This is a genomic window from Cupriavidus sp. C2SS-8b (assembly GCF_057073745.1).
On sequence record NZ_CP172718.1, the window covers coordinates 510893 to 535029 of the forward strand.

General features: G+C 60.8%; 21 protein-coding genes and 5 pseudogenes. 16 read left to right on the forward strand and 10 right to left on the reverse strand.

Annotated elements, in window-relative coordinates; all coding sequences use genetic code 11:
• Nucleotides 1–12: 12 nt before the first annotated feature.
• From ACIGJB_RS31995 to ACIGJB_RS32020, 6 genes are all read right to left on the reverse strand, one after another.
• The gene (locus tag ACIGJB_RS31995; RefSeq protein ID WP_483734893.1) at nt 13–345 is read right to left on the reverse strand and encodes an NIPSNAP family protein; all 333 of its coding nucleotides are present in this window, start codon (nt 343–345) and stop codon (nt 13–15) included.
• Complete coding sequence (locus ACIGJB_RS32000) at nt 342–1124, reverse strand: 2OG-Fe(II)-dependent halogenase WelO5 family protein (protein WP_483734894.1); 783 nt, start codon at nt 1122–1124, stop codon at nt 342–344. Before ACIGJB_RS32000 ends, ACIGJB_RS31995 begins: the two co-directional genes overlap by 4 nt.
• 84 nt (nt 1125–1208) lie before the next feature.
• Nucleotides 1209–1628, reverse strand: a complete 420-nt coding sequence (locus ACIGJB_RS32005; RefSeq protein WP_140949002.1) for a cupin domain-containing protein — start codon at nt 1626–1628, stop codon at nt 1209–1211.
• Nucleotides 1629–1802: 174 nt separating this feature from the next.
• Nucleotides 1803–2423 (reverse strand): 3-isopropylmalate dehydratase small subunit, encoded by a 621-nt coding sequence (gene leuD / locus ACIGJB_RS32010; RefSeq protein WP_483734895.1) that lies wholly within the window; start codon nt 2421–2423, stop codon nt 1803–1805.
• Nucleotides 2416–3807 (reverse strand): 3-isopropylmalate dehydratase large subunit, encoded by a 1392-nt coding sequence (gene leuC / locus ACIGJB_RS32015; protein WP_483734896.1) that lies wholly within the window; start codon nt 3805–3807, stop codon nt 2416–2418. The genes leuD and leuC overlap by 8 nt, the downstream gene beginning before the upstream one ends.
• Nucleotides 3804–4706, reverse strand: a complete 903-nt coding sequence (locus ACIGJB_RS32020) for an isocitrate lyase/PEP mutase family protein (RefSeq protein WP_140949005.1) — start codon at nt 4704–4706, stop codon at nt 3804–3806. Before ACIGJB_RS32020 ends, leuC begins: the two co-directional genes overlap by 4 nt.
• An 89-nt stretch (nt 4707–4795) precedes the next feature.
• On the opposite strand from ACIGJB_RS32020, the gene ACIGJB_RS32025 reads away from it, so the two are divergent.
• From ACIGJB_RS32025 to ACIGJB_RS32045, 5 genes and pseudogenes are all read left to right on the forward strand, one after another.
• Nucleotides 4796–5539, forward strand: a complete 744-nt coding sequence (locus ACIGJB_RS32025) for a maleate cis-trans isomerase family protein (RefSeq protein WP_140949006.1) — start codon at nt 4796–4798, stop codon at nt 5537–5539.
• 3 nt (nt 5540–5542) lie between these two features.
• On the forward strand, nt 5543–6202 hold the full coding sequence (locus tag ACIGJB_RS32030; RefSeq protein WP_140949007.1) for a GntR family transcriptional regulator: 660 nt from the start codon (nt 5543–5545) through the stop codon (nt 6200–6202).
• 80 nt (nt 6203–6282) lie between these two features.
• Complete coding sequence (locus tag ACIGJB_RS32035) at nt 6283–6831, forward strand: isochorismatase family protein (protein WP_483734897.1); 549 nt, start codon at nt 6283–6285, stop codon at nt 6829–6831.
• 317 nt (nt 6832–7148) lie between these two features.
• Nucleotides 7149–7615: pseudogene (locus ACIGJB_RS32040) on the forward strand (transposase); the annotation flags it as partial.
• Nucleotides 7592–8207 (forward strand): annotated as a pseudogene (locus tag ACIGJB_RS32045) (IS5 family transposase); the annotation flags it as partial. The pseudogenes ACIGJB_RS32040 and ACIGJB_RS32045, both read left to right, overlap by 24 nt.
• A gap of 225 nt (nt 8208–8432) precedes the next feature.
• On the opposite strand, the pseudogene ACIGJB_RS32050 reads toward ACIGJB_RS32045, so the two are convergent.
• From ACIGJB_RS32050 to ACIGJB_RS32065, 4 genes and pseudogenes are all read right to left on the reverse strand, one after another.
• Nucleotides 8433–8837, reverse strand: a pseudogene (locus tag ACIGJB_RS32050) (IS66 family transposase); the annotation flags it as partial.
• A gap of 25 nt (nt 8838–8862) precedes the next feature.
• Nucleotides 8863–9210: an IS66 family insertion sequence element accessory protein TnpB gene (tnpB, locus tag ACIGJB_RS32055; RefSeq protein ID WP_265923203.1), complete on the reverse strand. Its 348-nt coding sequence runs from the start codon at nt 9208–9210 to the stop codon at nt 8863–8865.
• The gene (gene tnpA / locus ACIGJB_RS32060; protein ID WP_483734898.1) at nt 9204–9611 is read right to left on the reverse strand and encodes an IS66 family insertion sequence element accessory protein TnpA; all 408 of its coding nucleotides are present in this window, start codon (nt 9609–9611) and stop codon (nt 9204–9206) included. Before tnpA ends, tnpB begins: the two co-directional genes overlap by 7 nt.
• A 287-nt stretch (nt 9612–9898) precedes the next feature.
• Nucleotides 9899–11680, reverse strand: coding sequence for an IlvD/Edd family dehydratase (locus ACIGJB_RS32065; protein WP_483734899.1), 1782 nt, complete (start codon nt 11678–11680; stop codon nt 9899–9901).
• A 138-nt stretch (nt 11681–11818) separates the two neighbouring features.
• On the opposite strand from ACIGJB_RS32065, the pseudogene ACIGJB_RS32070 reads away from it, so the two are divergent.
• From ACIGJB_RS32070 to ACIGJB_RS32120, 11 genes and pseudogenes are all read left to right on the forward strand, one after another.
• A pseudogene (locus ACIGJB_RS32070) lies at nt 11819–12418 on the forward strand (tyrosine-type recombinase/integrase); the annotation flags it as partial.
• Between the two features lie 19 nt (nt 12419–12437).
• Entirely contained in the window at nt 12438–13610 is a 1173-nt protein-coding gene (locus tag ACIGJB_RS32075) for an IS91 family transposase (protein WP_483735189.1), read from the forward strand.
• A 757-nt stretch (nt 13611–14367) separates the two neighbouring features.
• Nucleotides 14368–15075 carry a site-specific integrase gene (locus tag ACIGJB_RS32080; protein ID WP_483734900.1) on the forward strand — a complete coding sequence of 236 codons (708 nt, stop codon included), beginning with the start codon at nt 14368–14370 and terminating at the stop codon, nt 15073–15075.
• A gap of 226 nt (nt 15076–15301) precedes the next feature.
• Nucleotides 15302–15802: pseudogene (locus tag ACIGJB_RS32085) on the forward strand (transposase family protein); the annotation flags it as partial.
• A 188-nt stretch (nt 15803–15990) separates the two neighbouring features.
• Entirely contained in the window at nt 15991–16617 is a 627-nt protein-coding gene (locus ACIGJB_RS32090) for a hypothetical protein (protein WP_483734901.1), read from the forward strand.
• Between the two features lie 2 nt (nt 16618–16619).
• On the forward strand, nt 16620–18608 hold the full coding sequence (locus ACIGJB_RS32095; protein ID WP_483735190.1) for a helix-turn-helix domain-containing protein: 1989 nt from the start codon (nt 16620–16622) through the stop codon (nt 18606–18608).
• Nucleotides 18609–18633: 25 nt separating this feature from the next.
• The gene (locus tag ACIGJB_RS32100; RefSeq protein ID WP_483734902.1) at nt 18634–19617 is read left to right on the forward strand and encodes an AAA family ATPase; all 984 of its coding nucleotides are present in this window, start codon (nt 18634–18636) and stop codon (nt 19615–19617) included.
• Between the two features lie 10 nt (nt 19618–19627).
• Nucleotides 19628–20242 carry a hypothetical protein gene (locus ACIGJB_RS32105; protein ID WP_483734903.1) on the forward strand — a complete coding sequence of 205 codons (615 nt, stop codon included), beginning with the start codon at nt 19628–19630 and terminating at the stop codon, nt 20240–20242.
• Between the two features lie 437 nt (nt 20243–20679).
• Complete coding sequence (locus tag ACIGJB_RS32110) at nt 20680–21243, forward strand: hypothetical protein (protein ID WP_483734904.1); 564 nt, start codon at nt 20680–20682, stop codon at nt 21241–21243.
• Between the two features lie 378 nt (nt 21244–21621).
• Complete coding sequence (locus ACIGJB_RS32115) at nt 21622–22158, forward strand: hypothetical protein (RefSeq protein WP_483734905.1); 537 nt, start codon at nt 21622–21624, stop codon at nt 22156–22158.
• Nucleotides 22159–22160: 2 nt separating this feature from the next.
• Nucleotides 22161–24122 carry a hypothetical protein gene (locus ACIGJB_RS32120; protein WP_483734906.1) on the forward strand — a complete coding sequence of 654 codons (1962 nt, stop codon included), beginning with the start codon at nt 22161–22163 and terminating at the stop codon, nt 24120–24122.
• Nucleotides 24123–24137: the final 15 nt, after the last annotated feature.

A 24137-nucleotide genomic window follows, 5' to 3' on the forward strand; every position in this document is an offset into this window, starting at 1 on the left:
AATCAGAACATCTCAGGCTTGCGCGTTGCCGATCCGGGAGAAGCGGGTGGGCATCAGCAGCCGGTTCTCCATTCGCGCAATCAGCGGCAACACCTTGGCGGTAAACTCAATCCACCTATGATCTTGCGCGAGTTGTGCCCGCTTTTCCTCCCGGTCGCCCATGGTGCAGAACTGCCATAGGTGCACCACGCCATTTAACGTGCCAGTCTCAGTGGTGAAGTACGCAAGCGGACTTCCCAGGTAGCGCTCCTGAATCGGCAAGCCCTCGACTTCCACCAACATCAGGAAGTCACGAGTCTTTCCCGGATGGAGGGTGTAGGTGCGTTCCTCGACGATCATGGTCATGCCCACATTGCGAGAGAACGATCCGGCATGCGGCCGATAAAGGAGCCGATGGAGACTCGATCCACCCCGGGCTCGGGAATACCTGCGCTTATCTCATGCGGGTTGCGGGTATTAAAGATGACTACATCGCCAGCTGTGGGGGCGTACTCGAAAGCCGGCGCACCAGTCACAATGTCGTGAGAGAGTCCGTAACTCTTCGGAATTTCACCCTCGACGTGCTCTGGTGTCCACGGCGCGTTGTGCACGGTCGTGATGCCGCCGAATTTCGGCTGCTCGGAAAAAAAATTCCACCCGAGTTGTGCGTCGATATCGCGAATTGAATAGTCAGGTGTGTTGAAGGGGGCGTAATCCGCATGCAGGTCCACGCCTTCCGATGCCAGACGGATGATGCCGGCAAAATAGTGGCCCATGCCAGGCTCTTGGGCGGCTCCGACCTTGTGGTCGTAGACAGAAGACAACATATCGATCAGCCGCTGCACGGGATCGAATGCACGTGCTGTAACCTCAGCCAGATCGGCATTCGCAACTTTGACCGCGTCAAAATAGTCTGACTTTGGTCGGTCCCAGCGATACTCGTACTGGGCCATGCCGATGTAGCCGATCCGCTTGGCGACGTTGTAGTACTTAATGTTCCCCCGCTTGGCGGACTGGGTGAAGGCAATACACTCCTCCGGGGTTGCGAAACCTTTGATGCGGATCGCTGGAATCTCATTATTAAGCAGCGCCTCAAGGTTTTCGCGGGTCAGACTATGCTCGCGCAGGCTGGTCCATGTTGCCATTATTGATCTCCTTGGTGATGGGTGGCGCGGGCCCGCGCTGCGAGCGGCATGTCGTAGCGAAAGGGGCGCCCTCGTATTGGCTGACTATTCTTTCGACGAAGCTTCGAGTTGCTCCGGTGTGACCCACGTTTTGCGCGGAGGGGACTTGATCTCGACCTGCTCGCAGTCCTCCAGTGCCTCGCTAAAGTGCTCCACGCCAACCGGATGGAGCCACGATGCGCCAGGCTCGGCGATAAACTCCTTGCCACCGATGATGAGTCGCAGGCGGCCGGAGATCAGATATCCGATTGATTCGTGATCCATGTGTTTGTGGACTGGATCAACTAAGCCCTTCTTGCGGTAGACGTGAAGGAACACCATGTCGTCGCCCACGAGCATCTTGCGAACTTCGACGTGGCCTTGTTCCTTGACGCCCTCGACTGCAGCGATCTGTTCTGGCGCAATATCGTCGCGGTTAGCGAAGTAGCTTTCAGATTTGGCAAGAATGCGCGATGTGTCTGTCATTGGAATCTCCTACTTTGAGGTGGTTTGGGTTGAACCAATTTGGTGCGTGGTGCAAAACTCTAAATTTTCCTATTGATATCCTTCGCCGAGCCAGGAACTGAACGTGGCCCGACCCAGGATCGGCAATCAGATAGCGTGGCGCGAAGTTGGGGCCGGCGCAATCCGGGCGTGGCATCAGGTTGTCTCCTGCCATGGGGCAAGCCATGGCGTTTCCGTCGCTGTCCTTCGTTCATAGGCACAGAGGTGCTGGTGCAGTGCCAAGGTGGCCGCGATCTCGTCGGTGCCGCTGAGCAGGCGTTCGGCGTCGCCCGCTTCCAACTGGAAGGGCAGGCGAGCGCCGTCGGCCAGCTTCACCAGGCGCTGGCGCACGTCAATGCCAATGTCGGTGGTTTCAGTGGCCGCCAATGCGTCGACAATTGCGCGGTACTCCAAGGGTGCGACGGTTGCGGGAATGATTCCGTTGCGCAGGCAGTTGGAATAAAAGATATCCCCGAACGAAAGTGCAACGATGGCACGCACACCGCAATCGGCCAAAGCCCACACGGCATGCTCACGTGAGGAGCCGCAGCCGAAGTTCTTGCCCGCCACCAGTACCGTGGCGTGGATGCATGGCGTGCTTTCGAAGCGAAGAAATTCCTCAACCTGGGCTGTCCGCCAGTCCGCAAAGAGGGCCGCGCCCAGACCCGTGCGCTTGGTCGTGCCCAGGAAGCGGGACGGATAGATGGCGTCGGTATCAACGTCATCGCGAGCAAGCAGCAGGGCAGGACCGGCTGCTGCATAAATGGGCTCAGGCATGTAGGAACTCTCGCGGGTCGGTCAAATATCCGGCGATCGCCGAAGCGGCAACGGCGGCTGGACTTAGCAAGTGTGTCCGGCCGCCACTGCCCTGGCGGTTCTCAAAGTTTCGGTTCGAGGACGATGCGCAACGTTGACCCGGCTGCAGGTGATCGCCGTTCATTGCTACGCACATCGAGCAGCCCGGGCCACGCCACTCGAAGCCAGCGCCGACAAAGATGTCGGCCAGGCCCTCCTTCTCGGCCTGGTGCTTCACGGCGGCGGAGCCGGGAACAACCAGAGCACGCACATTGCGTGCCACGCGTCGACCGGCGACGATGGCAGCCGCTGCGCGCAAGTCCTCGATACGCGAATTCGTGCAGGATCCAATGAATGCTACGTCGATGGGCACACCTTGGACCGCCTGACCGGCTTTCAGGCCCATGTAGTCCAGCGCGGCCTGTATCCGGTCACGCTCGGCTCGCGAGTCGGCGGTATCCGGGTCTCCGGCGCGGCCGCTAATTGTGGTCGCGTCCGCAGGAGTCGTGCCCCACGTGAGGGTGGGTTCAATGGCGCTGCCGTCGATGCGGACTCTGGCGTCGAAGTGGTGCCATGAATCTGTTTTTAAGGACAGCCACGTCTGTGTAACGCTTTCGGACGCTACGTTCCGCAGCCCCGCCGCGTGCTCCCGCAACCAGGACACCGTGACTTCGTCAGGCGCTACCATACCGAACCGTCCCCCGGCTTCGATTGACATATTGCACAGTGTCATTCGACCTTCCATTGTCAGGGCACGCACTGTGCTGCCGAAGTATTCGATCGCGCAGCCGACTGCGCCCGCTGTGCCGATTTTCGCGATGATATGCAGCGCCAGGTCCTTGGCATAAACGGCCTGTCCAAGGCTGCCCGTCACCTCAATGCCAAGCGTGCGCGGTCGCCGTACCCAGAGGCTCTGCGTTGCAAGGACATGCTCGACCTCTGAGGTACCGATACCGAAGGCAAGTGCACCGAATGCGCCCAGCGTGGCCGTATGGGAGTCTCCGCAGACCACCGTGCAGCCTGGCACGACAAAGCCTTGTTCCGGAGCTGTGACATGGACAATGCCATGCCGGCTGCTATGCAATGGGAAATACGGAATGCCGGCAGCCGCTGCGTTGGCGGCCAGCGTGTCGACTGCTTCACCGCCAGAAGCAGAGGGGCCTTGCAAGGTGGGTACCGAATGATCCGGCACGGCGATATGCCGACCCGGAGCGCGCACTCGGCGGCCCGCCATTTGAAGCTGATCGAACGCCTGGGCGCTCGTGACCTCATGCAGGACGTGGCGATCTACGTACAACAGGTCGCACCCGTCCGCCCGCGACGCTACGCGGTGGGAATCCCAGAGTCGCGAGAACAGGGTCGTCACAGCGCGTGCTCCCGCGCGTTGGATTGGATGCGATCGGTCGCGGCGAAGTAGTCCTGCAACCCCATCTGCTCATTGAATTGAGAGAAGGAGGCAAGAGTCGCGGTGTCGATCCTGCCCTCGCACAACTGGCTCAGCGTTCGCCCAATGGCGTACGTGGCCGAGAAAAGAAGTGTCGCTGGATAGATGGCGATGGCATAGCCAATCTGCTGAAGGGTGGCCGGAGAAAGGTAGGGCGTTTTACCGCCTTCGACCATGTTGGCCAGCAGCTTTTCGCCGCGGAAGGTGTCGCATATCCGCGCCATCTCCTCCTCCGTCTGCGGCGCCTCGACGAACAGGATATCGGCACCGGCGCGCAGGTAGCGTTCACCACGGCGCAAGGCTTCATCCATGTTGTGGGTGGCGCGGGCATCGGTTCGCGCGATGATCTGGAGCGGGACATCACCGCGCGCATCCACCGCCATATGAATCTTCTCGACCATTTCCGTGACATCAGTGACTTGCTTGTCGTCCATGTGCCCGCAACGCTTCGGCGATACCTGGTCTTCGAGCTGGATGGCAGCCGCGCCCGCGCGGATGTAGTCACGCACGGTCCGACGTACGTTGAGCACGCCCCCGAAGCCTGTGTCGGCATCCGCAATCAGAGGAACGCGTGTGACATCAGAGATCCGACGAACCTGATCCGCTAGTTCACTGCCCGTGATGAGCCCAAGGTCGGGCATGCCCAGTGAGGCCGCAGTCACTCCATATCCGGTCAGATAGATCGCAGGGAAGCCTGCCTGCTCAATGAGACGGGCACTCCAGCTATCGTAGGCTCCCGGCGTGATGACGATAGGGTGCTCTTCCAACCGCTTCCGCAGCGTCGCACCCCTAATTGTACACAATGACTCGTTTTCAAGCATGCCTTACCCCCTGTTATTGCCTCAATCGTGTACAATGCTACGCAGGTGCTCGATGAAGTGCAACTTTTCTTTTTGGAAGAGAAACTGAAATGACTGACTCCCTGGGTTACCGTCGCAAGTACGCGGTGCTGGTCCCTTCGACCAATACGTCGGTGCAGCCAGAATTTGATGCAATGCGGCCACCGGGTGTAACGAACCACATCAGCCGGATCCGCATCCCCAATATTCCACTCAGTGACAACGCTGACTTTCAGCGTCTGATTGACCTGATTGCCGCAGCGCAGGACGAAGCCGTTGACTCGGTAATGTCGTGCGAGCCGGACCATCTCGTGCTCGGCATCTCCGCGGAGACGTTTTGGGACGGCTTGGCCGCCAGCCGCAAACTAAAGTCCTACTTGGAGCAAAAGACTGGCCTGCCGGTGGCGATGGGATCTGATGCATGCTCGCTGGCGCTGGACGCCTACGGGGCTCGCACGATCGGGGTGGTCACGCCTTACCAGCCGGTTGGCGACGAAAATGTGGTTCGCTTCTTCGAGGAGTGCGGCTATCGTGTAAAGAAGATCAAGGGCCTGCGTTGCGCCAGTCCGGTGCAGATCGCCCACGTCCAGCCTGAAGCGCTTGCCGAAGCTGTCGAAGAGGTCAACGGCCACGATGTTGATGCTGTGGTACAGGTCGGCACCAATCTGGCAATGGCATCGTTGGCTGCCAAGATGGAGCTGAAACTGGGAAAACCGGTGCTTGCAATCAATTCGGCTATCTATTGGCAAGCCTTACGAAGCGCCGGCATCAACGATAAGATCAGCGGCTTCGGATCGCTTCTAGAGAGGTTCTAAGTAATGAAAGGCAGCAACGGAGCCAAATCCACGGCCGGCGAAATCTATGGGTTTATCAAGGAGCGCGTTATCGATGGCGCTTTTCCGGCCGGCATGCGACTCACTGAGGACGGGCTGGCATTGGAGTTTGGGACCTCGCGTACCCCCGTGCGCGAAGCCATGCGTTTGCTCGTTAGTGACGGGTTTCTACACTTCAAGCCGAATAGCGGCACGTTCGTGCGTCATTGGACTGTGGACGAGCTGCGGGACATCTTTGACCTGCGGTTGCTATTGGAAAGCGAGATTGCCAATCTGGCTGCCACGCATATCACCGCCGAAGAAGTCGTCGAACTACAGCAAATCCAGGACGAAATCGAGTCGCAAGGCCTTGACATGAGCGAGGAAAACCTGACCAGAATCAGCGCGCTGAACCGCGAGTTCCACAGGCTGATCGGGCAGGCGAGCCGAAATTCTCGGCTTGTCGGCATGTTGACCAATGCGATCGAAGTGCCAATCGTGCAGCGTACGTTCCGCCGGTATGGCTCAATGCAACTACAGCGCAGCTTTCATCACCATCAAGAGTTGATCGACGCGTTCTCCGCGCATGACGGTATGTGGGCACGAAGCGTTATGCACTGTCATATCAACTCAGCCAGGCAGGCCATGATTCGAGATACGCAATGACCAATACAGCGCTCCGACAAGACTACGCCGCTTCAGGCTTTGGGCGCTCTCTGGGCTTAGGGAGCCGGCAGGCGGTGATCATGGTGGACTTCGCCTGCGCCTATTTCGATCCCTGCTCGCCTCTTTTCGCGCAGGCGGAAGGCGTGCGGCGATCGGCTATTGCTATGCTGAGGCTCGCGCGCAGGATGGCGTTGCCGGTCATCCATACTCGCGTGGAGTACGATAGTGAGGGGCTCAATGGCGGCGTGTTCTATAGGAAGATCGGAGCGCTTTCTGTCTTTCGACAGGGTAACCCGCTTGGTGCTTTCGCAGAAGGACTGGAACCCACTGCCGGGGAGATTGTGTTGACGAAGCAGTACGCCAGTGCGTTTTTTGCTACGCCGCTTGCCTCAATTCTTAATGCGCTACGCGTCGATTGTGTACTAATCGCTGGCATGAGCACCAGCGGCTGCGTTCGTGCTACGGCAGTGGACGCGATCCAGCTCGGTTTTATTCCTGTCGTGTTGGAAGACTGCGTCGGCGACCGGAACGATGCGCCCCATCAGGCGAGCCTTTTCGATATGGCTTCCAAGTATGCCGACGTCCGCAGCAGCAGTGATGTATTCGAGGCGCTTCGGGGGCACGGCTGATCCGTCATACATTGCGGCGTGGAGAGTTGCCGAAATGCAATGCCGAAAAGCGATCGCGCCGCAAAGCATAGGGGAAAATGAGCGGTACCTCCGGCGGGGGCAAGCCAATGTAATGCACGTGCCGACGTTGTAGCCATCGGTATTTCCATTGACCCTTGCATGAAAGGTGTCGATGAAGCCGGGTGGCTCTGTGCTTCCAGCATTTCGGCCGTGAGGATCCTCGCTGAAACGGCTGCTCGTGGTGCTGCGCGAGTCGAGAAGTTCGCAGATTATCTGCGACAGGAGCGAGGGCTTGTCGTCGAGGACCATCATCATCTATCGACCGGCTATTCGCAGGTTCTTGCGTGAAACTCGGCAAGCGCATCGCTGCCACCATCCGTCAGTTGGGTTAGCCGACAAAGAATGCTCTCAAGAACTGGCATCGGGAATACGAACAAAGCAGCGACCTCGCGCCCGGAGGCCGAAGTATTCGGCCGAGCAGAAGAAGGTGGCCGTCGAGCACTATCTGAGCCATGGTCGCTGTCTTGCTGGAACCCTGAGGGCGTTGGGATATCCGGGGCGCGGTACGCTCGCAGACTGGATCGATGAACTGCATCCCGAAGCCAGGAAACGTGTTGTCGGCAAAGCTGGAGGTGCACCTCGGCCCCGAGAGTTGAAGCAGACGGCAGTCATCGAGCTTTGTACTCGAGAGGCAAGTGCGCGCGTGGTTGCTCAAAACGCGGGCGTAAGCAGGCCGACGTTGTATAACTGGAAAAACCAGTTACTCCCGGCTAAAGCCCCGTCGCCTAAGCGTGGCCGCCCGCTCGTCTATACGGATGCGTTGATCCAGGGTCTGCTCGGTCTCAAGCAAGTGTTCCACTTGCCGCTGCGCGCGCTGCAAGGCTTCGCGCAGAGCTTGCGCCCCTTGGCCTTCCCAACGTTGCAAGTGCCGAACTACAAGACATTGAGCCGCCGCGCGCAGAGCCTGAACGTTGTGCTGCCCGCCTCGCGTACCGGCGAACCGCTGCATCTGATGATCGACAGCACTGGGCTGAAGCTTTACGGCGAAGGCGAGCGGAAGGTTCGCAAGCACGGTTGGTCTAAGCGACGGACTTGGCGCATGGTTCATCTCGCCATGGATGCGAATTCCGGCCAAATCTGTGCTGCACTGATGACCCACCAGGACGTTGGCGATGACGAAGTGTTGGCCGACCTGCTCGATCAGATACCGGCTGATACACGGATCGATACCATCGGAGGCGACGGCGCTTACGACAGCAAGCCGTGTCACGCGGAGATAGCCGCGCGAGGTGCACAGCGCTCGATTCCACCACGCGATGGAGCGAAGCCTTGGTCCGAAAAATGCGCCGCGCGCAGCCTGGCGTAACGTAACCGTCAGCGGAACCCGTCTGGCCAGACGGGTTCCGCTGACGGTTACTCTCCTGTCGATTGATCGGCAGGTGGTCCACAAAGGTGTCGACTTGAATGCTGGCCAGCAGCCCCGCGCTGGCGTTGCTCTTGGGCAGCGGCGAGGGCTGCGCGGCGGCGGTCACGATGGTGGACTCGCCATCCTTGGTAGCCACATACTTGAAGCGAATGTGTTCGATCACGCTGAGCCTCGCCGGCTCGTAGTGCAGCGTCTCGCTTCGCTCCTCGCCGATGCGCTCCAGGGTGTCGAAGCTTGCCTTCTGCGCTTCGGACAGGTCGTATTCGATGCGCGTGCGCGGCAGGTCCTTGGGCAAGGCCGGGCGGCCCTTGCGGGTGTGGCAGGCCACCTTCACCTCCGGCGCCGCCGGCGGTGTCGGCAAGTCCAGCGGTTGTGCAAAGAGTTCGGCCTGCCCTGGCAGGCGCTCGGAACTGGCGCCGAACTGCGCACGGTTAAGCTGTGCGACCTGGTGCTTCAGGATCTCGAGCTGCTCCCACAGCGTGCAGGCGAGCCGGTTCTGCTCTAACGCAAGGGCGCGTATCGCGTCGGGATCGGTAGGCAGATCGGAGGGTGTCAGGATAGCGAGCACGCATGCCATCATGCACGGATGTGGCAGCGTTTACAAGCTACATGACACGCGTGGCCTGCACCTTGCGGTGGGGGCGAAGCGCAGGAATCTCGATGCCTTCGAGCCAGGCGTTCAGTTCGGCCAGCGAGAAGCCACGCTGGGCCAACGCCGCTGGCGAGGGAAAGCGGCGGCGCTCGAGCCGCTTGTACCACAGCGCGAACCCGGTGCGGTCCCAGTAGAGGATCTTGACCTTCGAGCGATCGCGGCTAACGAAGACGAACAGGTGACCCGACAGCGGGTTCTGTCCCAGCAGCGGCTGCACCAGGTATGACAGGCCGTCGATGGATTTGCGCATGTCGACCGTGTCGCGGCAGATGAAGGCCCGCACATCGCCGGTGATCAGCACCGTCCGCCTCCCAACTGCCCGAGCACGAAGCGCACGATGCGCTCGGCATGCGTGCCGGTCAGCTCGATGCGCGCGCCGGCCAGCGCCACCACTACCTGGTCACGCAGCTTTGGCGGCGCCGTGTCGGACACCGGCATCGCGGCCGGCGCCTCACTCGCGTCCGCCGTGATGAAGGCGGTGTCGGCGGTCACGGTCAGCGGCGCCACCGCGGGCCGTTCGCGCTCCACGCGCTTGCGCCACAGGCCAAAAGTGCTGACTGCCAGGCCCTGTTGCCGGCAGAAGCCTCGGATGCTCAGCCCGCCGTCCTGCCACTGCGCAAGCATCTCGCGCCAGAAGGCTTCGTCATGCCGGTAATACCTCGCGCCTTCGCGCCCGCTACCGCCATCTCGATGTTTGGCCACCGCTTCACTCCCATATACCGTGAAGCCGCTACCTTCTCACCGGCGCTACCGTCTGGCCAGACGGGTTCCGCTGACGGTTACGTTTCGGGAACGTGATCACCGATTTCGGCGGCGTCGCCGAAGTGATCACGTTCCGCCGAAATCAGCGATCAGCTTCCCACCGAAACAGGTGATCACGTTCCCCCGAAATCGCTGATCACGCGCCCCGAAATACGCACCCGGCGGGTTGGACATCGGAAACGAAAGCCGACATTTTGACCGATTTTCCTGACGAGATCGCCCGATGCCTATTCGCCCTTACCTGGTATCGTGCCGCGCGTCCGCGCGGCGCGCAGGAAGTCGAAGTCCACGCCCTGGTCCGCCTGGTTCACGGTGGTCAGGAACAGCTTGCGATATCCGCGATCTGCCGTGGGTACCACCAGCGGCTGTTCCTGGGCACGGCGTGCCAGTTCCTCGTCGCTGACCTGGAGCGTCAGCTCGCGCCGCGCCACGGACAAGGTGATGCGGTCGTCGTTGCGCACGTAGGCCAGCGGCCCGCCAATGGCGGATTCGGGCGTCACGTGCAGCACTATCGTGCCGAACGCCGTGCCGCTCATGCGGCCGTCCGAGATCCGCACGATGTCTTTCACGCCGGCACGTGCGAGCTTGCGCGGAATCGGGATGTAACCGGCTTCGGGCATGCCGGGCGCGCCCTTCGGGCCGATGTTCTTCAGCACCAGGATGTCGTCGGCGGTGACGTCGAGATCATCGCTATCGATCCGGCTCGCCAGGTCGGCGGCGTTCTCGAACACCACAGCGCGGCCTTCGTGCTCCATCAGTTTCGGATGCGCGGCGGATTGCTTGATGATGGCGCCGCCCGGTGCAAGGTTACCGCGCAGCACGGCAATACCGCCTTGCGGATAGATCGGGTGGTCACGCGAGCGCACAACGTCCTGCGCAAAGCCGGGGCCGGCGCGCTCGATTTCCTCGCCCAGCGTGCGGCCGGTGACCGTCAGCGCGTCTAGGTTTAGCAAGGGCTTCAGTTCGCGTAGCAGCGTGGCCATGCCGCCGGCGTGGTGGAAGTCTTCCATGTAATGGTCGCCCGACGGCTTCAGGTCCAGCAGCACCGGCGTATCGCGACCCATGTTGTCCAGCGCGGCCAGATCGATGTCATAGCCCATGCGTCCGGCAATCGCGGCCAGATGCACGATGCCATTGGTGGAGCCGCCAATGGCCAGCAGCACGCGCATGGCGTTTTCAAAAGCGGCGGGAGTCAGGATCTTGTCGATGGTCAGGCGCTCGCGCGCAATGCGTACGGCTTCGGTGCCGGTCTGCTCTGCCACGCGGATGCGGTCGGCGGTGACGGCCGGCGGCGACGCGCCGCCCGGCACGGTCATGCCCAGTGCCTCGGCAATACAGGCCATGGTGCTGGCCGTACCCATGACCGAACACGTACCCACGCTGGCCACCAACTGGTTATTCACATCGGCAATTTCCTCGGCATCGATCTCTTCCGCGCGGAACTTGCCCCAGTAGCGGCGGCAGTCCGTGCAGGCGCCAACGCGCTCGCTGCGGTGCGAGCCGGTCAGCATCGACCCCGTAATGAGCTGGATGGCCGGAATGCCCGCCGATACCGCGCCCATCAGCTGCGCGGGCACGGTCTTGTCGCAGCCGCCAATCAGTACCACGGCATCCATCGGCTGCGCGCGGATCATTTCCTCGGTGTCCATCGACATGAGGTTGCGCAGGTACATGCTGGTAGGCGCGGAAAAGCTCTCGTGAATCGAGATGGTCGGGAAATCCATCGGCAGCCCGCCCGCCAGCATGATGCCGCGCTTCACCGCCTCGATCAGTTGAGGCGCATTGCCATGGCAGGGGTTGTACGCGCTGCCGGTGTTGACGATGCCGATGACCGGACGGTCGAGCGCGTCGTCGGTATAGCCGGCGCCCTTAATGAAGGCCTTGCGCAGGAACAGCGAGAAGCCACGGTCGCCGTAGTTGGTCAGGCCTTTCGACATGCCCTGCGTGGCGTCGGCGGGGGTGATGTCGTGGCGCGGGGCGCCTTTGGGATTCTGTTCGTCGTGGGGCATGGGTGGATGCGGTGTCTCGGGACAGCGTCCCATAAAAGTATGCCGCACCTGACAGTGAGCGGCGAGAATTGAACTGCTATTTCAGCTCTGATCGGAGAATCATGCCGCTGTGCGCAAAAGCTCGGCGATGCGCAACGCATGGCCAAGATGCGACCGGTACGAATTCCACGCACCCTGCCCGTGGTACTCAGTCCCGACGAAGTCGGCCGACTGCTGGCGGCCGCTGGGAACCTAAAGCACCAGACCGCGCTCGCGGTCGCCTATGGCGCCGGCTTGCGCGCCAGCGAAGTGGTGGCGTTGAAGGTGACCGATATCGACAGTGAACGCATGACCCTGCGCATCGAACAGGGCAAGGGGCGCAAGGACCGCTACGCGATGCTCTCGCCCGTGCTGCTCGAACGCCTGCGCGTCTGGTGGCGCGTCGCCCATGCCCAGGGCAAGATGCTCGACGGTGGCTGGTTGTTCCCGGGCCTTAACCCCATCGAGCCGCTCACCCCCCGGCAACTCAATCGTGCCATCCATGCCGCTGCCCAGGATGCACAGATTGAGAAGCACGTATCCATGCATACGCTGCGACACAGCTTCGCCACCCACCTGCTCGAACAGAAGGTCGATATCCGCGTCATTCAAGTCCTGCTTGGGCATAAGAAGCTGGAGACGACAGCGCTCTATGCCCAGGTCGCGACTGATCTGCTGCGCGAGGTCGTCAGCCCGCTCGAGAACCTGCGCTCCGACTAGAGATCCTGCCGCCGAGCTCATTGTGCTCGAGGTCGCGGATATCTTCCGCCTCCACGGGCCGGCCTGGCGACAGACTGCCCGCTTGAGCCTTGGGCAGTTGCAGGTCATGTCCGCCATCGAACAGTGCCGCACCGGGGCACTGGGAGGGCATGTGCTGCGCTGTTCCGGCTGCGCCAGGCTCGAGGTGTCCTATAACTCCTGCCGCAACCGGCATTGCCCCAAGTGTCAAGCCAGCGCTGCGCATCGCTGGCTCGAAGCGCGCAGTGAGGATCTGCTCCCCGTCGAGTACTACCACGTTGTGTTCACGCTGCCCGCGTCCATCAGCGCCATCGCCTGGTACAACAAGGCGGTGGTCTATGGTCTGTTGTTCGATGTCGCCGCCGATACCCTGCGGACCATCGCCGCCGACCCGAAACACCTCGGCGCGCAGATTGGCGCCACCCTGGTGCTGCACACCTGGGGATCTGCACTCACCCATCATCCCCACGTGCACGGCATCGTCCCCGGCGGCGGCCTGTCACTGGACGGCGAACGGTGGGTGGCTTGCCGCCGCGGCTTCTTCTTGCCGGTGCGCGTGCTCTCCCGCCTGTTCCGACGCCGCTTCCTCGAGGCACTCCAGGCTGCGCATGATCAGGGTCAGTTGCAGTTCTTCGGCGACTACGCTGCGCTCGCCGATCCGGCTGCCTTTGCGCAGTGGCTTGCGCCGCTCCGCACCTCCGAATGGGTCGTGTATGCCAAGCGCCCGTTCGCAGGACCCGAGGCGGTACTGGCTTACCTATCGCGCTACACCCACCGCGTAGCGATCTCCAACCAGCACCTGCTTGCCCTGGACGAGCGTGGCGTGACCTTCCGCTGGAAGGATTACCGTGCCAAGGGCCGCACCCGCTACAAGACCATGACCCTGGATGCCGGTGAGTTCATGCGGCGCTTCCTGTTGCACGTGCTGCCGCACGGCTTCCACCGCATTCGGCACTATGGACTGCTTGCCAACCCGGTGCGTCGCGCCAACCTGGCCAAGGCGCGTGAGCTCTTGGATGCCGCGCCCGCAGTCACCGCTCCACCTGACGACACCGAGCTCGCGATGCCCACGCCCTTCATCTGCCGGCATTGTGGCGCACCGATGCTCATCATTGAGGTCATTCCGCGCAGTGCCTGTATCCGCGGACCACCACCGAGCCGAGTCATCGCATGAGCCAACACGTCCTACGCATCAAACTCGATCGTCGGCTCTTCGGAGACCGGAGCCGAAAGCGGACAGTCGTGCTCGCTGTCTCGCGCCGCCTCATTAAATGCTCGCAGCGTCCCAAGGGTTCCGTCCAGCCACCACCTCGCGTCATGCCTTCGTCCGCTTCACGCCTCGCTTCCTGCGACATCCCTTGGCATTGCTGACCGAGCAAACGCTTCAATCGCCATAGCCCGGCGTACCACATCGCTGCATCCCGCGGTTTCCTCCCCCGAGGATTGTTCGACGCCTGCCCACAGGCGCCACCGCCGCTCACTGTCCTGCAGTCGAGGGCAGGCATCAAACAATCCTTAACACTTGAAGAACATCTAATAGGCGGCGGGTTGCTGTCGGTTTCGGGGTTGCGCATGATGAACGTCGCAGCGGTGAGCAGACAGGGAAGCCGCGAGGCGGGCCGATTTCCGGGCATTCGGCCAAGGGAATCGGCGGCATAGAGACGCCATCGACCGTTATCCCTTCCATCTGCGCCGCTCAACGCGGCAGGACATGCGACGGATAATGGCCGGGTCCGGCCCGACACTGAGCACAGCTCAGCGTTCCTCCTGGACCGGCCCGCGTAGGGCAGAGGACGACCCCTATGCTCAGGTCACAACTATGCGCAGATGGTCGGTTGCTGACGACGCCGCCCCAAGCATGGCAAGGAGCGAGGATCTGGACATAGTTTTAATCTGCGGATGCAGTGGTGGTCCCACTTCGGGAGATCACCATGGACATCGTTCGTCGCTCCAACCGCACCGACATAGACCGTTTCGCCGACGGGCCGGTCGGACCATACGTTGATGCTTTCAAGCAGTACCTGAGCCAACGCCGCTACGCTGCAAAGACGGTCGCTACCTACCTGCGCTGCATCACGCATTTCGGCCAATGGGCGGACTCCGGGCGCTATCGGCGGCGCCGAATCGATGAAGGGTTGATCGCAGAGTTCCTCCATGAGCATCTCCTATGCAAGTGCGCTGGCGCGTTACATCACGATCGGCGTGACCATAGCGCGGCGCTGGGACACTTGCTCGTGGTCCTGCGCGCTCAGGGCGTCATCGCGGTGCCAGCGGTCAGAGCAACACAAGTAGACGAGGAACTGCGCCGCTACAGCGAGTATATGGAGCACGTGCGGGGCCTGGCGCCGAAGACTCGGAGCATGGCCTTGCGCATCGTCGGGCGGTTGCTAACGGCCCGTTTCGGCATGGGCGCAGTCGACATCGCCGCGATCAAGCCCGAGCATGTTCGGCGTTTCTTCGCCGGCCAAGCGAAGCTCTACAGCAAACCGGTGAGCGCCGGGGTGGTCGTAGCATCATTACGCGGCTACTTCCGCTACCGTGCCTCGCTCGGCGATCTCGTCCACGGACTCATCGGCGTGGTGTCCTATCCCGCCAACTGGTCACTGTCCTCGCTGCCCAAGACGCTGACGGCGGAGTAAGTCGACCGGCGTAGAACGAAGCCATTCTGTCATTCCGGAATCTGCCTGGAACCCGCGCCGTATATAGAAGTCCGGCCGATGAGTTGACAATATTGCTTGCACTCTCAGCGAAGCAAAGTCGTCAATTCGCATTAGTCCGGATTAATTTTGGGTCTTCCGCACTTTGTGTGACGGCCGCGTCGAGGGCTTGATTTCGGGCCGATCTGGCCCCATGTTCGTTGTTACCATGAGCCAAGTTCTCGGTGGGATCGATCGTATTCTCGCTCGTGTGGGTAAGCGCTTTGTCTCTAGCGACGCGTGCGGGGAGACCATCACTGTCGAAGCCTGCAGTACGGTTCGCGCGGCACCTTGTCCTGCCTGCCATCGTTGGAGTCACCGAATCCACGGCCGTTATGTGCGCAAGCTGGAAGACCGTCCAATGCTCGAGCAGCGGGTCGTTCTCGCTATTGAAGTGCGTCGCTTCAAGTGTACAAACGCCAATTGCCCCCGTCGTACGTTTGTCGAGAACGTCCACGCCCTGGCCGGGCGGTATCAACGTCGTACGCGATCGCAGGCTCGGGCGTTGCACGCGCTGGGCCACGCCCTCGGTGGTGAGGCGGCAGCCCGGCTTGCCGACGCCTTGGGCTTGCGCACCAGTGCTGACACCGTGCTGCGGGAGTTGCGCAGAGCTTCTGGGCGCAAGCGCAAACCACGACCGCGGGTCGTCGGCATCGATGATTGGGCGATCGTAGAACGGAGCAAGTCTGTCACTCCGGAATCCAGCTGGAGCCCGCGTCGAATATAGAAATCCGGCCGGTGAATTGACACTATTGCGTGCACTCGCAACGAAGCAAAATCGTCAATTCGCATTAGTCCGGATTAATTTCGTCAATTGGCGTCCTAGACTTCGAATCCCGCTCGTAAGGCATTGATCTCATGGAAGATTCTCTGCATATAGCGGAGCCGGTTGCGCTCGTTCGCCCGCGCGGTGCGCACCGCTTCGAAGCCTTCAGTCCAAAGCTGAAGCGGCGGCTGACTTTCTACCGACGCTGTGCGTTCGATCAATGGGTCTTGATCGAATCCGATCCGACAATCGGCCACTTTTGTGAGCGCCCCGGGTTCATTCAGTTTCGAGAGAGGCGGCACTTAGCAGACTTCCTGGTCTCGTACTCCGATCGTCAAGAGTTGATCCTCCTGCCGGATCCAGTGATCGATGCAGAAGCGAAGGAGGGCCTCGAGTTGAACGCTGATGCGGTCAATGTTCGGTTGGTCGACGCGGCCGAACACGCCGCTTCACGCGTCTGGATCGAAAACTGGCTGCGTATGCTGCCGAGTATCGTAGCCACGCAAGGTCTCGTGTCGGTGTCCTTGCTTGATGCGGTCGAGCGCTTTGTCGCCAGTCGAAAGACGCTTTCAGCCATCGAGCGAGAGTTCTCGAAAGGTGACCCCGTGCTCGTGCGGGCCGCCATCTTCAATCTGCTGCATACCGGTCGCGTGCATGCTGAGGAACTGCGAACCGACGCATTGTCGTGGATGACGAAGTTTGCAGTCAGGGAGTCCTGATGATGCCGCGCCGAAAGCCTGAGTTCCAATCCCTCGATTTGAACGCGTGGCCTAGCATAGCGTGGACGGAGCTTGACGCCGAAGTGCGAGAGGTCACGAAGGTAAGCGTGCAGGCCATCGAGCGTTATGCGAGCGGCGAAAGTGTCAAGGAAATTGAGAAGGCAACCGGCGTGGACCGTCGACAGCTCTATCGGTGGCTCGAGCGAGGCTTGGCGCTGCATCCTGACGGACGCATCTTTGGATTCCGCGCCTTGCTGAGGTACGTGCGGGTCAATGAGTACGTCCGCATAAGTCCGGTCAATGGTCGGCCCAGCGAAGATGGACGGGGTAAAGCAGGCGCGTTCGCGCTCTTCTTAGAAAGCTATCCGGCGCTGGCAGGATGGTTGCTCCTAAAAATAAAACAGCGCCGCGTGTTGCTCAAACAGGTGCATACCAATGGACGACTTCATACGCGCTTGGTCGGCCTGCATGCCCTGCACGGGGAGTTTCTGTGGCAATGCCGGTCCCTCGGCCTGTCGGCGGTGGATTACCCCTTCAATACGGAAGGCGGTGCCATTCGGTCGCTATCCGCGCGCCTTAAAGACGAGTTGTCGCGCAGTTTCCGCACCGCGGCACGGGCGGCAGGCGCCACGCACCTGAAGGGGCTTCCGCACTACGATCAGGCGGAAAGTCGGCCGGCCATGCGCCCCTACCAGGTCGTAGAGTTCGACGGTCACCGACTCGATATCCGTCTCAAGGTGGTCGTACGCGATGCATTGGGCTTTGAGCATGAATTCGAGATCGAACGCGTTTGGTTGCTTGCGATCATTGACGTCTGCACGCGTGCGGTGCTGGGCTTTCATCTTGGGCTTGGCCGCGAGTATAGCCGCTACGACGTCATCAAGACCATCGAGTCGGCCTTGGAGCCGCATCGACTGCGCGACTTCACGATTCCTGGCTTGGCCTACGGTCCGCACGACGGCTTTCCCTCACAGCGCCTCCCAGAACTGGCGTATACAACCTGGGAATGGATGAAGCTGGACAACGCGAAGGCGAATCTCGCCAAGGAGACGCTCGACGCGTTGTGTGAGTTCGTTGGCTGTTGCGCAGACGCAGGACCGAAGTACAGTCCTGATGATCGCCCCTACATCGAACGCTTCTTCGGGACTATTGCGAGCAGGCTGTCCTCCAGATTGCCTGGCTACACAGGTTCGCATCCCCGTGATTTGCGGCGCGCGCTGGCCGATCCGAAGGGAAAGCTACGCTTGTACGTGTCGTTTGACGAGTTGGAGGAATTGGTCGAGTACGCGATCGCCAGCTATAACGGTACGCCGCATGCCAGCCTGAACAATGTCACGCCACTTGAGGCGATGGAGTACTTCATTCGTGGCAAGGAACAATTGGTGACATGGCTGCCAGAGCATCGTCGCCGTACCCTTTGTCTAATGCAATCGGCCAAGCGTTGCACCGTACGAGCATATCTCCAGCAGGGCGTTCGACCGCACATCAACTTGTATGGTGTGCGCTACACAAGCAGCGTCCTTGCGCGTAGCACGGATTTGATCGGCAAGAGCTTGCTTATCTACCTGAATGCCGATGATCTTCGCTGTGTCCGCGCGTTCCAACCAGACGGCGCTGAGTTTGGGGTCTTGGAGGCGCAAGGGGCTTGGGGCGTGATACGGCATAACCTGAAACTACGCCAGCAAATCAATCAGGAGAAGAAAGACAAGAAGCGGTCGCGTGGGCCAGTTGATGCGGATCCCATCGGAGACTACGTCGACGGAAAGATGGCACAGGCAAAGAAGTCACGGAAGGCGGCATCCGAACTGGCGGAAGCAAAGCGGATTCTGTCATCCGCGCCGACGGCGCGAACTGCGATGGGGCGGGGAGCATCCGCCGCGCAGACCGCAGCGAACACCGAGTCAGAGCAGAAAGTAGACAAGGCTTCCGAGCAGAAAAAAACACCGACGCGACCGAAGAAGCTGTCTATCGGTACCGGCCAAGTCTTTTAACCCTGTCCTCCGCGAGGGAGTCATCATGTCGCTTCAGATACCGCGTCCGATCGATCCATCGCTGCACCCGTTGGTCACCGGCAACTATCGTATCGCCACGCCGGCTATCGAAGAGCTCTACGAACTGGTCACTCGATGTCTGCGCTACAGGATCATGGGCGCCCTAATCTTCGGCCCGTCGCGCATCGGTAAGACGCGGGCGATCGAGTACGTGCGATTGCTATTGGCACGCAATCACCCACGGATGACCAGCTACCACGCAAGATGCGAACACAAGCCGAGGCATGCGGAAGGGCCGTTCTTCGCAAACCTGCTTGAGGCGGTTGGCGACCAGGATCCTAACGCTGGCTCCAATCCGGCCAAACGTCTGCGCCTCGCTCTGAGGATACGTGAGGCCGCGGCTCGGGCAGGCAGTGGAACGGTTCTGCTCTTCTGTGATGAGGCGCAGCGCTACAACGACAATGAATACGAATGGCTGCGTGATGTTCACGATGCGTTGGATCGACAGCAGATCAAGCTGTTCACCTTCCTCGTCGGACAGCAGGAATTGCTTGCGCAGAAGACGGCCATGCAGTTGGCAGGGAAGACGCAGATCGTCGCGCGGCTGATGGTCGAGGAATTGGCCTTCTACGGCATTCGAAATGCGAAGGACGTGGCGACGTGTCTGAGCGGCTATGACGAGACGGCTTATCCTGAGCGTACCGAATGGAGCTTTACCCGATTCTACGTTCCGCAAGCCTTTGACGCTGGCTATCGACTGGTCAACGATGCCGACGCGCTGTGGGACGCGTTCGAGACGGCGCACCACAAGGCCAGCTTGCCAGGCAGCCTGGAGATACCGATGGAATCGTTCGCCCGTGCCGTCGAGATCCTTCTGAAAGACAGCGAAATCAGGGATTGCCCGGGCTACTGTCCCGAGCCTGCGTTATGGGCTCACGCGGTACGGCATTGCGGCTATGTCCAATCACGTCATGCAACCGGACGTGTGCTTGTCTCCGCCGCCTTGTGAGGTGGAAGCGATGCGCTTTCCCATCCTCACGCTCGACGAGGCGAAGCTCACTCCGGCGCTGGGATACGTGTTCGACAAGAAGTGGATCGATCCACGCGAATCATTCGTCTCGATCTTGTGGAAGCTCAAAGTGGCGAATGCCTTGTCAGGCGTCGCTGTGATGCGGCTGGTAAGGTTGGACATCGATCCCTACGAGAGCATTCCGCCGCAGAGGGGATTCGTCGATATCGTTCGGCTGAACGGAGCGCTGGGCTTGCCAACAAAATCGCTGCACATGGCACTCATCGAGGAAACCAATCAGAGACGCTATAGCGAAGTGTTTCGCTACTGCCATTTCTGCATGGTGCGTGGCTACCACTCCCTGGTGCACCAATTCGAGACCGCGAGTCGATGTCCTGCGCATCGTTGCCTCCTGGAGTCAACATGTCGCCGGTGCGGACATGAAGCGCCGTACTGCGTGAACGTGCAGCTTCTCGAGGCACCATACCGTTGCGCGCATTGCCACGCATTCTATGGCTTCTTTGCGTGGCGACCCGACCGACTTCGGCCCATGCGGCCGGAACACCGCAAGGCCTTCGCGCGCTCGTACTTTGAGCATGGTCTGGGATGCAGGAGCCTTGGGTAAAGGGTCCATGGGCCAGGTTGACCTTTCCCGCCTTCGCGCTCCGATCTTGGGTCGCCAGATGGAGCCGGCGCTGCATTCTGGGGGCATGCAGGTGTTCGCGTGCCCTCGATTGACACTTCGCGCCCCTCAGCTGGTGACAAAGTTACTTCGCTGGGCGTAAGTCCTTGATTCTTTTGATGGTACGTCCGGTTGCCGCGCCGTTGCCGCGCGAATTGACGACATTCCTTCGGTAACGGTGACACTCTTCCTTTGTTCTACGCGAACAGGACCCGAAACTTGTTCACACTGCACCGCATGACAGCAAGTCATGCGGCATTGGGTTATCAGAACCCACTAATGCAAGGTGTCAGCACACCGAGCCACCGCGCAATGGCCTGCCAGGCGATTTAGCCCATCTCACCGCTGAGGGGCTATCCCGGGCCGGAATTTTCAAACTGATGCAACTTGCCACCAAGCACGGCAAACGGCTGTCGGACATCGTCGAGGCGAGCCACGACCGCGTGCGAATCCTCAAAGGCGGCAAACTGTTCGCATACTTGGCAAAGCTCGCTACGAGCCCTTCCGACTTCTCGGTTGCCGCTTCCGCTATTCGCCGGGAGAAGGCCGACGCCATCGCCCGACAGAGCGAGCAGGTTCGCATCGTCGCCGGCAAGGAGCGCTTGGCTGGCGTTACGTTGGCCAACCGCACCGGCGATACGCTGTACCGCATTGATCGCGAAGCAAACTTCCTCGAGAAAGTCTCAGAGCAATACAGCGGCACCGAACCGCTGAAGGGGGGGCGAGTCCTAGCGTTGATCGCCGCGCTCCAATCCAGCGATCTGGTGTTGGCCACCGCTGCGGTGGAGGAGAGTGTGGAAACAGCCCGGGCCCTTTACTTAGTATCGCAACGTCGTCGTCCAAAGGCCACCGGCGAGCGAACTGCTCCCAGGAGGAGAGGTGAAGGGCGCATGGGCATGCGCCAGGCCTCTGAATGGCTTGGTGACGCGCCGCTGCGGCGCTGATGCATGACACTGAGCCACGCAACAAACGTATGGACGAGCAAGCGCCAATCCTGATAAGTCCGCAGCGGCATCGCGTTGCAGAGTCCTGAACCTCGAGATCCAACGAAAGGCGACGGCGTACTTTGCGAAGGGCAATGGCGCCGAACGCATGGATCGACGCACCCCAAGACCAGTACAGCATGGGTCACTTATGCCGTGCGTGCGCGGCGTCGCATAGAGCACAGGCCAACGCCGGCGTGGATGCCGAAGTGCTGCATCAACAGGAATAGAGCTGGGATTTTCAGCTTTGACCTGCTTGGGTCACTACCGGTGGGAGAGACGCCATGCGGTCGTGCAATCAAATGCCGTCACATGACAACGGGGCAGGGGAGTTGACGGTTGAGCCTCGGCAGCTATGACGCCTACCGGACCTGGCTGATGGTCGAAGCCAATCCCGCCATCGAAACGTTCACCGAGCGACCGGCCCAGGTCGGCGAGGCGGGCAGCGCCGTGATCGATTTCTGGGTGCAAATCAGAGATGCGCCTGCCGGGGAGTTCTGGCTGATAGAGCGACGTCGTGCAGAGGACGGTAACGAGCCGGCACCTGATGAACTCCCGAGTACCTTGCATGGTCTCCCTGTCCGCGTCATCCATCAAACTGAACTGCAGGCCTGGACAGTGCCGATCGCCAACTGGTCGCGGATTGTCCCCTACCTCGTCAGCTACCGGCGATTCCGTGCCCCTGTGCTTGAGCAGGCTATCGTGGTCTACCTGAATCAACCGAGGGCGTTGGATGCGATCCTTGAGCGCTTCGCCGATCACGACCCGGCGAGCGTGGAGGCTTCGCTTTTTGCTTTGTTGGCATCCGGCCGCGTTGTCAGTCCTGACTTGGTGGCAGCGGCATTGAGCGGAGCGACTTCCTTTCAAAGGGCATAGGGGTGTGCAAATGGGTCGATCCGTCTCGCGGAATCGATCCGAACGCAATTCGTTTGTCGGATTGGCCCCAACTGGACGAGCGTGCTCTCACGGGCGAAGCGCGGGCGACGTTTGGACAGCGCCGCGACGCGGTTGAGGCCTATGCCAGCGGCAGTTCTCTTTTGCATATCTACAAGACCTGGGGCATCCACCGTTCCACGCTACACCGTATGGTCCGTCGCGCACTGAGCGCACACCCGGACGGCCGCCTGTGGGGCTATCGCGCATTGGTACCGCATGTCCACGTACAGGCCTATGAACGGAACAGGGCGCCTCACGTGCTGGTGCACAGCACAGCGGGAAACGCAGGGGCCTTCGGACAGTTGCTGCAGCGCCACCATAGTCTGGACGAGCAGTTGCGCAAAGAGATCGAAACGAGAAACGTCCATTTGCAGCCCGGTGAGAAAGGCCGTCTGGTTGGCCTCAAGGCAGTGATACAGCGCTTCCACCAGTCCTGCCGTGAATTGGGTCTCGGCGCTGGCGACTATCCGCTGAGCCAGCATGACAGAGCTGTTCGTTCCTTGGCCCGCACACTCAGGGGATGGTTGCAAGACGATTTCGATTTGGCTGCGCGCGCTGCCGGCCAAAGGATCAAGCCCGCATCGGCGCTGCGGAAGTTGCCTGAGCGGGGTAGCGCTGACGCGTTCGATACGGTCGAGTTTGACGCCCATAAGATGGACGTGCGCCTGAAGGTAATCGACAACGATCCACTAGGCGGCGAACAAAGCTATGAGATCGAGCGCGTATGGTTGCTGGCCATCATCGATGTTGCTACGCGCTGCCTTTTGGGCTACACGATTTCGTTCTCGCGCGAATGTAACCGCTTTGACGCCATCGAAACCTTCAAACGCGCCGTGACGCCGGCAAAGGTTCCCGAACTCACGCTGCCGGGCCTGCGCCTGCTGCCTACCGGTGGGTTCGTTTCGCAGGCTTTGGAGCAAACCAGCTACGCCTGCTGGCGACAGATCCGGCTAGACAATGCGCGAGCGCACTTGGCGGCCACCAGCCTCGATGTCGTCTGCGAGGCGTTGGGTTGCGTGGCCGATTTCGGTCCGGCGTATCAGCCCGATGACCGACCATTCATCGAGCGCTACTTTGGCACGGTCACCGCAACACTTTCGCAGCGGCTCCCCGGGGCGATACGAGGAAAGGATGCGGCAAAGGCCATGCTGAAACGTCTGCGCGACCCGGACGACACTCTGCGGCTACTGGTCACCACGCAGGAGCTGGAGGAGCTGCTGCATGTGACGGTGTGGAACTATCACGGCACGCCTCACGCTGGCCTGGGTGGTCTCACCCCATTGGAGATGATGCACCGGCACGTGCTTGGCATCGGTCGCGATGCGATCCGATTGCGTCTGATCCCCAAGCCGCTACGGGAACATCTCGAACAGCTGCATGACCCGGTACTGTGCCGAGTCCATGGAAACCTCGGCCGTGGAGAGCGACCGTACATTACCTTCTATCACGTGCGCTACACCAGTGAGCGGCTGGCCAGAAGCAGCGGCTTGATTGGCACGCGTCTGCGCATTCACTATGACCCCTCGGACTTGAGGAGGCTCTGGGCCTGTACCGAAGACGGTCACATGTTGGACGACTTGTTTGCTAGCGGCAAATGGCGAAACGAACCTCATTCGTTGCGGTTGCGCCAGCAGATCTTCAAGGCCAAGCGGGCGCGCGAACTCGACTTCGGCCCGGGCGACAATCCAATCGAGGCTTTCCTGGCTCTCAGACGCAAGCAGGCCAAAAAGCGTAGGAGGGCGGCCAGCGACATCGCACAGGTGCAGCGCGAGCGCCGGACAGCAAAGCCCCCTCCGTCTGCACCGGAAAGTGAAACAGTGACACCGGAACAGCCACCTTCGCCACTGGCCAAGGGGCCAGTTAAAGGCAAGGCGTTGCGCATCACCAGGGGGTACTCCCGCTGATGATTGGGGCGCGCA